This window comes from Rhabdochromatium marinum, from assembly GCF_016583795.1.
GTDB classification, from domain to species: Bacteria; Pseudomonadota; Gammaproteobacteria; order Chromatiales; family Chromatiaceae; genus Rhabdochromatium; species Rhabdochromatium marinum.
In genome coordinates this window covers 44682-57310 of record NZ_NRRS01000003.1, presented here as the reverse complement: position 1 = coordinate 57310, position 12629 = coordinate 44682, and the positions used below count along the sequence as shown (strand labels likewise).

The 12629-nt window shown below is 61.2% G+C and carries 10 protein-coding genes; 5 read left to right on the top strand and 5 right to left on the bottom strand.

From position 1 onward, the window contains the following. The first annotated feature begins 7 nt into the window (after window positions 1–7). On the top strand, window positions 8–676 hold the full coding sequence (ftsE, locus tag CKO36_RS01775; protein ID WP_200279703.1) for a cell division ATP-binding protein FtsE: 669 nt from the start codon (window positions 8–10) through the stop codon (window positions 674–676). A 6-nt stretch (window positions 677–682) separates the two neighbouring features. Then, window positions 683–1654: a permease-like cell division protein FtsX gene (gene ftsX, locus CKO36_RS01770; protein ID WP_200279700.1), complete on the top strand. Its 972-nt coding sequence runs from the start codon at window positions 683–685 to the stop codon at window positions 1652–1654. A 1-nt stretch (window position 1655) separates the two neighbouring features. Here the strand turns inward: ftsX and CKO36_RS01765 are convergent, their stop codons facing one another. The 5 genes from CKO36_RS01765 to CKO36_RS01745 all read right to left on the bottom strand — a co-directional run bounded on the left by CKO36_RS01765 (window position 1656) and on the right by CKO36_RS01745 (window position 7499). Continuing rightward, on the bottom strand, window positions 1656–2009 hold the full coding sequence (locus tag CKO36_RS01765) for an FmdB family zinc ribbon protein (RefSeq protein ID WP_200279697.1): 354 nt from the start codon (window positions 2007–2009) through the stop codon (window positions 1656–1658). 135 nt (window positions 2010–2144) lie between these two features. After that, window positions 2145–2777, bottom strand: coding sequence for an SPOR domain-containing protein (locus tag CKO36_RS01760; RefSeq protein ID WP_200279694.1), 633 nt, complete (start codon window positions 2775–2777; stop codon window positions 2145–2147). Between the two features lie 50 nt (window positions 2778–2827). Then, window positions 2828–4636, bottom strand: a complete 1809-nt coding sequence (gene argS, locus CKO36_RS01755) for an arginine--tRNA ligase (protein WP_200279691.1) — start codon at window positions 4634–4636, stop codon at window positions 2828–2830. A gap of 117 nt (window positions 4637–4753) precedes the next feature. Beyond that, the gene (gene argA, locus CKO36_RS01750) at window positions 4754–6064 is read right to left on the bottom strand and encodes an amino-acid N-acetyltransferase (RefSeq protein WP_200279688.1); all 1311 of its coding nucleotides are present in this window, start codon (window positions 6062–6064) and stop codon (window positions 4754–4756) included. Window positions 6065–6146: 82 nt separating this feature from the next. Continuing rightward, window positions 6147–7499, bottom strand: coding sequence for a sigma-54-dependent transcriptional regulator (locus tag CKO36_RS01745; RefSeq protein WP_200279684.1), 1353 nt, complete (start codon window positions 7497–7499; stop codon window positions 6147–6149). Between the two features lie 81 nt (window positions 7500–7580). Here CKO36_RS01745 and CKO36_RS01740 point away from each other — a divergent pair, with 81 nt between their 5' ends. The 3 genes from CKO36_RS01740 to CKO36_RS01730 all read left to right on the top strand — a co-directional run bounded on the left by CKO36_RS01740 (window position 7581) and on the right by CKO36_RS01730 (window position 12627). Further along, window positions 7581–10457, top strand: a complete 2877-nt coding sequence (locus CKO36_RS01740) for a UvrD-helicase domain-containing protein (protein WP_200279681.1) — start codon at window positions 7581–7583, stop codon at window positions 10455–10457. A gap of 63 nt (window positions 10458–10520) precedes the next feature. Next, window positions 10521–11402, top strand: coding sequence for a carbon-nitrogen hydrolase (locus CKO36_RS01735; protein ID WP_200279852.1), 882 nt, complete (start codon window positions 10521–10523; stop codon window positions 11400–11402). Window positions 11403–11526: 124 nt separating this feature from the next. Continuing rightward, the gene (locus CKO36_RS01730) at window positions 11527–12627 is read left to right on the top strand and encodes an anthranilate phosphoribosyltransferase (RefSeq protein ID WP_200279678.1); all 1101 of its coding nucleotides are present in this window, start codon (window positions 11527–11529) and stop codon (window positions 12625–12627) included. Window positions 12628–12629 lie beyond the last annotated feature (2 nt).

Sequence of the window (12629 nt, the reverse complement as noted above, 5' to 3'; positions counted from 1 at the left end):
GGCGCCCGTGATCCGTTTTGAGCGCGTCTGGAAACGGTTCCCGGAGCGCGGCGATGCGCTTAAAGATCTGAGCTTCGAACTGGCCAGCGGTGAAATGGCCTTTCTGACCGGCCATTCCGGTGCCGGCAAGAGCACTCTGCTGCGTCTGATTGGGCTGATGGAGCGTCCCAGCCGCGGGCAGGTGCTGGTCAACCGTATGAATCTCAGCGACTTGCCGCCGCGCAAAATTCCCCATCATCGCCGCCAGCTGGGCATGATCTTTCAGGATCATCATCTGCTGCCCAATCGTACGGTGTTTGAAAATGTCGCCCTGCCGTTGGTGGTGGCTGGCATGACGCGCAAGGAAATTGGCAAACGGGTGCGTGCGGCCCTTGATCAGGTCGGTCTGCTGCGTTTTGAGCGGGCGCTGCCCATCACCCTCTCCGGTGGCGAGAAGCAGCGCGTGGGCATTGCTCGCGCCGTGGTTGCGCGTCCGCCGGTGATTCTGGCTGATGAGCCCACCGGTAATCTCGACCCGGAGCTGTCGCGCGAAATCTTTGCGCTCTTTGAGCGCTTCCATGATGTTGGCGTCACCTTGTTGATCGCGACGCACAATATCGACATTATTGAGCGCATGCCATACCGCGTGATGCGTCTGCACGATGGTCGCCTGGAGGCCGACAGTGGTGGCTGGTAAGCGGCGATGAAAAAACCTCTACGTTCTCGCGCCCGGCAACAGCGATCCTTGTCAGTGCGTCTGGATGCCTGGTTGGGGCATCATCGCGACAGCGCGCTGCTGACGCTGCAAAGATTGAGCAAGGCACCGCTGGCGGCGGCGATGACGGTGGCGGCCATGGCGGTAGCGCTCCTGTTGCCGGCCTCGCTCTATGTGCTTACTGACAATCTCAAGGCACTGGGCGGCTACTGGGAGGGGTCGGCGGCGATCTCGGTGTTTTTGCAACCGGGCATTGAGGAAACCACGGCGGCAGATCTCGCCACGCAATGGCAGGCCCGCAGCGACATTACCCGCGCGCAGGTGGTGTCGCGCGCCCAAGGGCTGAAAGAGTTTCGCGAGTACAGCGGTCTGGGGGTGGCGCTGGATCAGCTCACTGAAAATCCGTTGCCGGTGGTTATCGCGGTCAATCCGGCGCCGCAAATTATCAGCGAGACGCAGCTCACCCACCTGATCACCGGGCTGGAACAGATTACCGAGGTAGATTTCACCCGCCTGGATACCGAGTGGGCGCGGCGGCTGCAAGCGCTGGTGAAGCTGCTTGAACGGGCGCTTTGGCTGCTGAGCTTGGCGCTGGCTGCCGGAGTGCTGCTGGTGGTGGGCAATACCATTCGCCTGGAGATTGAAAACCAGCGCGATGAAATCGAAGTGATGCATCTGGTTGGCGCCACCACTGGCTTTATTCGCCGGCCCTTTTTATACAGTGGCGCCTGGTATGGTCTGCTCAGCGGTGTGGCCGCCTGGGCCATGGTGTGGCTGGCGGTGGTGCTGATGCAGATTCCGGCTGATCGTCTGGCGGAAAGCTATCAGAGTGTTTTCCATGTCCGCGCGCTTGGTCCGCTGGCCTCGGTGCTGCTGATCGGCGGTGGGGCCGCGCTGGGTATCCTGGGAAGTTGGATCGCAGTGGAGCATCATCTTGGCACGATGCGGGCCAGGCGCTGACTCAGGCCGCTTTGTGACCAGACTTGGGTTTGGCCGGGCTGGTGGATGACTCCTTGGCGGCGGGCTTGGTGTCGGATTTTGCTGCGGCCTTGCCGTCACCGCCGGAGGATTTTTCCCCGGAGGCGGAGCTGTCACCCGACTTGTCACCGGATTCGTGTACGTTCTTGCGGCGGTCTTGTTTGAAATCCGTCTCGTACCAGCCCGAGCCTTTCAGGCGGAAGGCAGCGGCGGAGATCTTCTTCTTTAGCGCGCTGGCGCCACATTCCGTACAGTCAGTCAGCGGGGCGTCGCTGATTTTCTGCAAGGCGTCCATCTCATGGCCGCAGGCTGTGCACTGGTATTCGTAAATGGGCATGGTTGCGTAATCCTCGATTGTAACGCGGTTTTTAACCTGCGCTATATGGGGGCTTCCCTGTTGGGCGCAAGTGGAAATCAGACAGCGGGTGACATGGACGGCGAGTCGGAGGTGCGCCACAGCGCTGGAGCCGGTTCAAGGCGGTCCGACTTTAATCGCCATGCTGCTCACCCCCTGGGATTGCAGCTTGCGGCCCAGAGCACCGGCGGCGGCTTTATCCAGGGTAGTGGTTCTGAGCCGATAGGTATCGGCACCGCCGACCTGGGCCTTAACAATGTTGACGCTCAGTCCCAACAATCCCAGCTCGGCCCGGCGACGCTCGGCGTCGGCGAGATTGCGGAAGGAACCTAGCTGAAGTTGATAGTTGTCAGCTGCGGTTGCGGCGGTTGCTGGCTCAGCGGTGGGCTTCTCAGGTTCGGGCTTAGGCTTAGCCGCAGGCGCGGCTTCAGCGGCGGGCTGAGATGGTTCCGGTTCAGGCTTAGGCTTGGGGGGCGGCACGGGGGCTGGGCGCGGCGCGGATTCATCAATCGGCACCAGGACTTCTTCCTGCGGCAGGCTGTCGTAGAAATCAAATACTGGCTTGGGCACCGGCGGCTTGGCGGTCTGCGCGGCACTCGGCTGCGGTGGCCGGCGCGTTTCGTTCATCCAGGCGAGCCCAACCGCGAAGGCACCAACCAGGGAGCCAACCAGAAACCAAAACGCGCCGGTGCTTTGCGGGCGATCACGCTTGCGCAAGGGTGGGCTGTTTCTTGAAGCGGTTCTTACCATGGCGGCCAATGTCCTGAGCTGGTGCCCGATCAGTTGTCGATGGGTTGGATCTACATGGTTTCAGGCGCCGATACACCGATTAGCCCGAAGCCATTGCGCAACACCTGACGGACCGCCAGAATGAGCGCGCCGCGCGCTTCGCGCAGGTTGTAATCCTCGACGATGAACGGATGCGCATTGTAATAGGCATGAAACTCGGTGGCGAGTTCACGCAAATACTGGGTAAGCTGATGCGGCTCGGACTCCAGTGCGGCGCTGAGCAACACCTCGGGATAGCGTGACAGGGTGCGCAGCAGACTTTGTTCGTGCGCCTCGCGCAGGCATCCCAGCGACTCGGCACTCGCCGTACCTTCAATGGGGCAGCCCTTCTCGGCAGCCTGGCGCAACACGCTGCAAATGCGCGCGTGTGCATATTGCACATAATACACCGGGTTATCGTTGCTCTGGCGCTTGGCCAGGTCGAGATCGAAGTCCAGATGCTGTTCGCAGCGGCGCATGATATAGAAAAACCGTGCCGCGTCCGTGCCAACTTCCTTGCGTAACTGCCGCAGGGTGACAAACTCACCCGAGCGGGTGGACATCTGCACCTTGTGCCCGCCGCGATAGAGGATGGCGAACTGCACCAGTAGCACCTCCAGCCGCGCCGGATCATCGCCCAGCGCCTGCAGGGCGGCCCGCACCCGTGGCACATAACCATGGTGGTCGGCGCCCCAGATATCAAACACCCGGCTGAAGCCGCGCTCCAGCTTGTCGGCATGATACGCAATATCTGAGGCAAAATAGGTGCTCTGACCATTCTCGCGCACCAGCACCCGGTCTTTGCTGTCGCCAAAGGCGCTGGAGCGAAACCAGAGTGCCCCGTCACGCTCATAGACATGCCCGCTGGCGCGCAGCCGCTCAATCGCCCGGGTCACGGCGCCGCTCGCGGCTAGGGTGCGTTCGGAATACCACTCCTGATAGTTCACGCCAAACTGGGCCAGATCGTCGCGGATGTCATCAAGAATGCTGTTCAGCCCCAACTCGAACACCAGCCGATAGCGATTGTCGCCCAGCAGTTGCTGAGCACGCGCGATCAGGGCATCGATATGCGCTTCTTTGTCGCCCTGGGGGGCGTCTGGTAGCGGCTCGCCGGCCTCGTTGAGATCATCCGGGCCGGGGGCATCCTCGGGGATATCTGCCAAGACTGTGCTGGCGTCCTGATGATAGGCGTCGCCGTGCTCGCGGTGCAGCGCGGCGGCAATATCCCAGACATAGTCGCCACGATAACCATTGGCCGGAAAGCGCAGTGTCTCGCCACAGAGTTCCAGATAGCGCAGCCACACCGAGGCGGCCAAAATATCCATCTGCCGGCCAGCATCGTTGACATAGTATTCGCGATGCACCTGGTAGCCGACCGCTTCGAGCAAGTTGGCCACTACGGCGCCATAGGCGGCACCGCGTCCATGGCCCACATGCAGGGGGCCGGTCGGATTGGCTGAGACGAACTCGACCTGGACCCGCTCGCCCTGACCCTGATCGCTGCGGCCATAGTCAGGGCCTGCGGTCAGAATTGCAGGGATCAGGCGCCGATAAGCGTCCTCGGCCAGAAAAAAATTAATAAATCCCGGGCCAGCGACTTCCACCCGCGCCACCAGCGGCGACTCAGGCAGATGCTGGAGCAGGCGCGCGGCTAGGTCACGCGGTTGGCAGCGCGCGACCTTGGCCAGCACCAGGGCTGCGTTGGTGGCAAAGTCACCATGGGCCGGATCACGGCCGCGATCAATTTGCACGCGAGTCTGGCTGATGGCCGGGTCGAGCCCGTCTTGTGCGGCGAGTGCGGTCCAGGCGGTCTGGACCAGCGCGAAGAGTTCTTGCTTCATGCGGTTGGGCGAATGCTTGGCGCGGAGGTTGGTGCAAACCAACTAGGATAACGGAAAGGTCGAAGCTGCGGCTACCAGGAGCGGTTGTGCGCTGGCACGTCCGCCCCGGTGCTGCCGCTAAAGGCTCAGCGGCTTAATATACAGTTGCGAATTGCGTTCGACCTGGTAGTTGGCCCGCTTGGTGGCGGGCAGCCGGCTCAGCGCGGCGGGTTCAAAGCCGCGCTCGCGAAACCAGTGCGCGGTCTGGGTGGTCAGCACAAACAAATGCTGCAAACCACGCTCACGGGCCAGATCTTCAATATGTGCGAGCATGCGATCTCCGCGGCCACTGCCTCGGTAATCCGGATGCACGGCAACACAGGCCAGCTCCCCCAGACCTTCCTCTGGATAAGCGAAGAGCGCCGCGCAAGACAAAATGGTGCCATCGCGTTCGGTGACTTGAAAATGCTCGATATCGCTTTCCAGCCGCTCGCGCGAGCGGCGCACCAGCAGGCCTTGCTGCTCCAGGGGGATGAGCAGTTCCTGAATGCTGGCTACATCGGCTAGGCGAGCCTGACGCCGCTCATCAAAGGGTTCACTGGAGATCAGGGTACCACTGCCGTCACGCGTGAACAGTTCGCGCAACAGGGCGCCGTCCTGCATTCGCTCGATGAGATGCACACGCCGAATACCACGGCGGCAGGCTTCGGTACTGGCGCGCAGAACGGCGGCGGTTTCTTCTGACAACGCCTGCTCACTGGCCAGTAGCTGATCAACCTCGGCGAGCAGCAGCTGGGCGCCCAGGCGCGTCTCCGGATCACCGGGTTCGAGCAGAAAAATCAGCTTGTCGGCATTGAGTGCCACCGCTGTGGAGCAGGCGACATCCGCAGCGCTCAGATTGAAGACCTCACCGGTGGGGGAATAGCCCAGTGGGGGAATCAGCGCTACCGCCTTGGCATCCAGGCGCTGGCGCAGCGCGGCGCGATCAATGCGCCGCACCGCGCCGGTGTGCTGATAATCAATGCCATTCAGCACCCCAAGCGGGCGCGCCGTGACAAAGTTGCCAGAGGCGACGGGAATGCGCACCCCGGCCATGGGCGAATTGGCCAGCCCCAGCGATAACAGCGCCTCGATCTCCACCCGCGCCACGCCAGCGGCCTCCTTGACACAGGCCAGCGCCGTTTCGTCGGTGATGCGCAAGCCCTTTACATAGCGCATCTCAGCCCCCTGGCGAGCCAGACGCTGTTCAATCTGCGGACGCGCGCCATGCACCAGCACCAGGCGGATGCCAAGTCCATGCAGCAAAGCAAAATCATGCACCAAATGCGGAAAATCGGCATCAGCCAGGGCTTCACCGCCAAAACAGATTACAAAGGTGCGGTCACGATGCGCATGCACATAGGGCGTGCATTGACGGAACCAGGTAACAAAGGGTTCTTTAGTTTTCATTCAGAAGTTGTGTGAAAGAAACGACATGATAGTTGCCGTATACATATCGCACCCATAATAAACGCTTGTAAGCCATCCAAGGCTAAGCGGGGGAATGGGTTGAGGCGAGACGCAGGCGCAGGCTGCGCACGGAGATGCCGAGCTGTTGCGCGGCGGCTTTTGGATCCTCGCCGGCCTGCTGCATAGCTTCAAGCAGTACCTGCTTTTCGATCGCCTCAAGTCGCTCGAAGTGGAATTCTGGAGTCGTGCTCACTGTTTGCGTGAGCGGTCCATTGGGCAGGCGCAGATCGGCCGCGTTTAGCACCGAGGACTCACACAGGGCGCTGGCGCGTTCAAGGATGTTCTCCAGTTCGCGCACATTACCGGGAAACTCATAGGCGCAGAGCGCGGCCATGGCGGCGTCATCCAGGCTGGTGGCTGGGCTGCCGGAAGCGGCGGCAATGCGTGGCAGTAAATGCTCGACCAGTATCGGGATGTCGCTGCTGCGCTCGCGCAGGGGTGGCAGGTGCAGGTCAATGACGTTGATGCGATAGAAGAGATCCTGGCGGAAGGCGCCGCGCGCGACTGCGTCGGCCAGATCAACATGACTGGCGCTGATGATGCGCACATCCACCGGCACTTCCTGGGAGGCGCCAACCGGGCGCACGCTTTTTTCCTGGATGGCGCGCAGCAGTTTCACTTGCATGGGCAGCGGCAGGTCGGCGATTTCATCAAGAAACAAAGTGCCACCCTGAGCGGACTGAAACAGGCCTGGTTTGTCAGTAGTGGCGCCGGTGAAGCTGCCCTTGCGATGGCCGAAGAGTTCGCTTTCAACCAGCTCGCTGGGGATGGCGCCGCAGTTGACCGGTACAAAGGGCTGTTCGGCGCGCGGGCCGAGCTGGTGGATCAGGCTGGCAGCCAGCTCCTTGCCGGTGCCGCTCTCACCGCTGATAAAGACCGGCGCCTGATTACGTGCCAGCTTGGCGATTAGGGTGCGCAGTTCGAGAATTTGCGGTGACTGGCCGATAAGGCGGGCCTGGGGATCGGTGCTGCTGTCCGAGGGGCCAAGGCCCCGTCCGTGCGCGCGCAGAGCTGCAGCTGTCAGTTCGCGCAAAACGCGCAAATCCAGTGGCTTGGAAACAAAGTCGAAGGCGCCGGCCTTCATGGCGGCGACGGCTGACTCCATGTTGCCATAGGCCGTCACCATGGCAATCGGCATATCGGGGCAGTGAAGGTTGGCATAACGCACCAACTCCGTCCCATCACCATCGGGCAAGCGCATGTCCGTCAGGCAAAAGTCGAAACTGGCCGTTGTCAGTGCCTGGCGCGCGGCCTTCAGGGTGCCGACGCAATGCGCCTCAATCCCCATGCGCACGAGGGTGATACTGAGCAGGTCGAGAATATCCGGCTCGTCATCGACAAGTAGCGCGCGGGACTGGCTTTCCGACGGTTTCAATGCTCTGAACCCATGTTGTTCGGTATGCGAAACGCTCTATTATAAAGGCAATGCTGTGCCAAATAAGGATCGATTGCTGATATGCACTTCCGTTTGCTCACGTACCGCGATCTGGATACCCGTAAGATTCCAGGTTACGATAAACTTGTTGGCTATCTGAGCGTCGGCGATTTTAGTTCCGCCGAGGTCAAAAAGATTGGCGATAACCTGTTTCGTGCGCGTCTTGACAAGGCCAATCGTCTGCTGTTTGCCCTGCATCGGCATGAGGGCGAGCGCTGCATCCTGGTGCTTGAATATATCGCCGCGCATGCCTATGAGAAATCGCGCTTTCTTAATCGCGGTGCGGTCATTGATGAGAGCAAGATTCCGGATATCGAGACCGGCGCTGTCTCCGAGGTGGTTGCGGAGGCGCCGGAACTCGCCTATCTGAACCCGGAGCTGCCGCGTTTTCATCTGCTTGATAAGGTGCTGAGCTTCGATCAGGATCAGGAGGCGGTGTATCGTCAGCCGCCGCCGCTGATTGTGATCGGCTCGGCCGGCAGCGGCAAGACGGCGCTGACGCTGGAGAAGCTCAAGGATGCCCCTGGTGAGGTGCTCTATGTGACGCGTTCGCCCTTTTTGGTACAGAACGCGCGCGAGCTTTACTACTCAAACGGCTACGAGAACGAGGCTCAGGAAGTCGATTTCCTGTCCTTCCGTGAGTATCTGGAAACCATCCGGGTACCGGAGGGTCGCGAAATGACGCCGCATGCCTTTGCCGCCTGGGCCGGGCGCCAGAAGCTGTCGCGTGAGCTGCGCGATACTCATCGGCTGTTTGAGGAATTTCAGGGCGCGCTGACCGGCACCGATGAGACGCAGCCCTATCTGGATCGGGACAGTTACCTGAGTCTTGGTGTGCGCCAATCCATCTACGCACCTGAGTTGCGGGCCGCTGTTTATGATCTGTTTGAGAAGTATCTGCGCCTGCTGAAGGACGAGGGCTGGTTCGACGCCAATTTGGTCAGCCATGACTGGCTTGAGGTGGTGACGCCGCGCTATGACTTTGTTGTTATTGATGAAGTGCAGGATCTCACGGCGGTGCAGCTGTTGCTGATTCTGCGCGTGCTGCGCGATCCCACCGGCTTTTTGCTCTGTGGTGACTCCAATCAGATTGTCCATCCAAATTTCTTCTCCTGGGCTAAGGTCAAGAGCCTGTTTTGGCGCGAGCGCGCCGAGGCGGCGAGCGGCTCGACTGAGCTGATTCGTATCCTGAACGCCAATTTTCGTAACTCGCCGCAGATTACTGAGATGGCCAATCGCCTGCTGCACATTAAGCAGGCGCGTTTTGGCTCGGTGGATCGCGAGAGCAACTATCTGGTGGAAAGTCGCGGTCCCAAACGGGGCAAGGTCGGACTGCTGGCTGACAGCGAGGCCATTAAGCGTGACCTCGACCGGCGCACTTCCACCTCGGCGCGTTTCGCCATTCTGGTGCTGCATCCCGATCAGAAGGCCGAGGTGCGCAAGCATTTCCGTACCCCGCTGGTGTTTTCGATTCATGAGGCCAAGGGGCTCGAATACGAGCATGTCCTGCTGTACAACTTCCTGTCCGGGGAGGAAAAACGCTACCGCGATATTGCCGGCGATCTGGTGCCTGAGGATTTGCAGGGCGAGCTGCGCTATGCGCGCGGGCGCGACAAGAGCGACAAGTCGCTGGAGATCTATAAGTTTTATATCAACGCGCTCTATGTGGCTGTGACCCGCGCGGTGCGCAATCTGTATCTGCTGGAGAGCAACCCGCAACAGTCTCTGCTGGAATTGCTCGGGCTGACCGAGGTGCATCAGGATGTCAACGATGTCGAGGAGCAGCGTTCGACCCTGGATGACTGGCGGCGCGAAGCCCATAAGCTGGAAATGCAGGGCAAGGAAGACCAAGCCGCCGAGATTCGCGAGCAGATCCTCAAGCAGCGCCAGGTGCCCTGGACGGTGTTGCAGGGCGAGGTGCTCAACGAGTTGGAGCACGAGGCGCTCGACAAAGGCGAGAAGAAAGCGCGCATTACGCTGATGGAATACGCGCTGGTTTATCGTGACCAGCGCTGGCTGGAAGCCTTGGCCAAGGCGGGCTTCAATGCTGCCAAGCAGCCCGAGAAGGCCAGGGGATTGCTGGAGAAAAAATATTACCAGGCCTATGGTTTCAAGCACACCGATGGGGTGCTGCGCGAAGTTGACCGCTATGGGGTGGATTTCCGCAATCTCTTTGCCCAGACGCCGCTGATGATTGCCAGCCGCGAGGGCCATGCCGAGCTGATCACCGCGCTTCTGGAACGTGATGCCGACACCGGCCTGGTCGATGCCAATGGCTTGAATGCCTTTCAAATCAGCCTGGAGCGCGCCTGCATCGACCAGCGCTACGCGCGTCAGAAGCTGCCGGCGGTGTTCGAGCACCTGGCCCCGCCGAGCCTGGATATTCAGATCGATGGGCGGCTGATTAAGCTGGATCGCAAGATCATGGAATACACCATGCTCTGTATTGCCATGGTGCTCTTCTACCAGCGTCTGGGGCAGAATTGGACGTATCGCCATGCTCTGCTGGCGGCAGTGGATTTCGAGGCGATTCTGGCCCACTTCCCCGACAGCATCATTCCCGAGCGGCGCAAAAAGCGCCAATATCTGTCCTCCATTCTGTCGAAGAATGAGGTCGCTCGCGAGGGGCCGGGCAATCGCAAGCTGTTTGTGCGCGTGCGCCGGGGGCATTACCTGCTCAACCCCTACTTGTCTCTGCGCGTCGAAGGCCGCTGGATCCCGATCTATCAGCTGCTTGCTCCGGAGCGCCTGGCGCCCGATCCCATCGATAGCTCCGATTGGCAATTCAATCTCGAATACGGATTGCATCACCACCTCAAAAGTCGCATCGAACGCCTGCGTGCTGTGCTGCACCAGGCGCCGGATGCCATCGCCGCTGAGTTGGGTAAAGGGCTATGATTGGCGAGGTCATGACATTTTGAGGAGGGACAATTGAGCGTTCAACAGCGGGCCGCGCGACGGCTGAAGGTCGCGTTGGTCCAGGAACAGCATCAGGGGGATGGGGCGGCCAATCAGGCGCGGATTCTCCAGCATCTTGAGGCGGCGGCCGCTGCGGGTTGCCAGCTGGTACTCTTGCAGGAACTGCATCAGGGGCCGTATTTCTGCCAGCAGGAGTGTGCAGCGGAGTTTGATCGTGCGGAGTCCATCCCGGGTCCAACCACCGAGGGGCTGGCCCGGGCGGCGCATCAGCATGGGCTGGTGATTGTCGGCTCGCTGTTTGAGCGCCGCGCCGCCGGTCTGTATCACAACACGGCGGTGGTGCTGGATGCCGACGGGCGCTTGGCCGGCTGCTATCGTAAGATGCACATTCCGGATGATCCCGGTTATTACGAAAAGTATTATTTTACTCCCGGCGATCTGGGCTTCAGGCCGGTGGAGACGGTGGTCGGACGCCTGGGAGTGCTGGTGTGCTGGGATCAATGGTTCCCCGAGGCAGCGCGGCTGATGGCGCTGGCCGGCGCCGAGCTGCTGCTGTATCCCACCGCCATTGGCTGGGATCCGGCTGATACGCCGCAGGAGCAGGCACACCAACGTGAGGCCTGGATAACGGTGCAGCGCGGCCATGCAATTGCCAATGGGTTGCCGCTGCTGGCCTGTAATCGGGTCGGCTTCGAGGCCGAGGCCAGCGCACCGGGAGGCGGCAGCCAGTTCTGGGGCTCGTCTTTTGTGTGTGGCCCTCAGGGCGAATTGCTGGCCCAGGCGCCGCAGGATGCACCCGCGCTGCTGATGGCGGAGATCGACCTGGACCGGAGCGAAGACGTGCGCCGCAGCTGGCCCTTTCTGCGCGATCGGCGTATCGACGCCTATGGCGATCTTGGGCGCCGCTTTTGCGACTCAGCTTGAAGGGCGCGCTTTGAACCCGGACAATCCGCACCGATAATCAGGCACGGGTGCCTAGCCCGCCGCATAGCGGCGCAGTGGGCGCCCTTACTTACACAACCGGCGACAGCAGGCAGGATCATCACCGATGAACGATACTCAGAAAATCATGCGCTCCATCATTCAGCGCATTGCCACCGGCCCGGAATTGTCCAAAAGCATTTCGCTGGAAGAGGCTCGCACTGGCATGCGGGCGATTTTTGAAGGCGAGATCGACCCGGTGCAGGCCGGGCTCTTTTTGATTGGCCTGCGCCTGAAGCGCGAGACGGATGATGAAATGCGCGGGGTGTTGGAGGCGATTCGCAATGTGACCAACAGCGCCGTTGCCGATGTGGATGAAGTGGTGGATATTGCTGATCCCTATGACGGCTACAACCGCTGCTTGCCGGCCGCACCCTTTTTGCCGGCGGTGCTGGCGGAATGCGGCGTGCCGGCGGTTAATCATGGTGTCGATGCCGTTGGCCCCAAATTCGGTGTGACGGCCCGGCATGTGCTGGAAGCCTCCGGCATTACCGTGGATCTGTCGCCCGAGGACGCGGCGCGGCGCCTGTCGGATCCGGCGCTCGGTTGGGCCTATGTCGATCAGCGCGCCTGCGCACCCAAGCTGCACGCCTTAGTGGACTTGCGCGCCACCATCGTCAAGCGTCAGGTGCTGACCACCACCGAGGTAATGGCCCAGCCGATCCAGGGCCGGCGCAAGACGCATCTGGTCACCGGCTATGTGCACAAGCCCTATCCGCGCATTTATGCGTTGCTGGCCCGGCATGCCGACTTCGATTCCGCGCTCATGGTACGCGGGGTTGAGGGTGGGGTGATTCCGTCCCTGCGTCAGCCGGGTGTGTGCTTCAATTATCATCAGATGGGCGAGGAGCAATCGTTCGATATTGATCCCAGCGCGCTGGGTATCGAGCAGATTGCGCGCGCCGTGCCGCTGCCGGACGATTTGCCAACCGCAAATCGGCCTGGAGATGACATCGCCATTGCCGTGGATGTGCGTGCCACCGCGCAGGCAGCGGCTGAGGCTGGGCGCCGTGCGCTGGAGGGCGAAACCGGGCCGACCTATGACAGCTTGGTGTTCGCGGGTGCTCTGGTGCTTTGGCATCTGGGGCGCGAGAAGAGCTTGCCGGCGGCGGCAGATCGCGTGCGTGCGGCGCTGGACTCGGGCGAGGCGGCGGCGCGGCTGCGCTGATG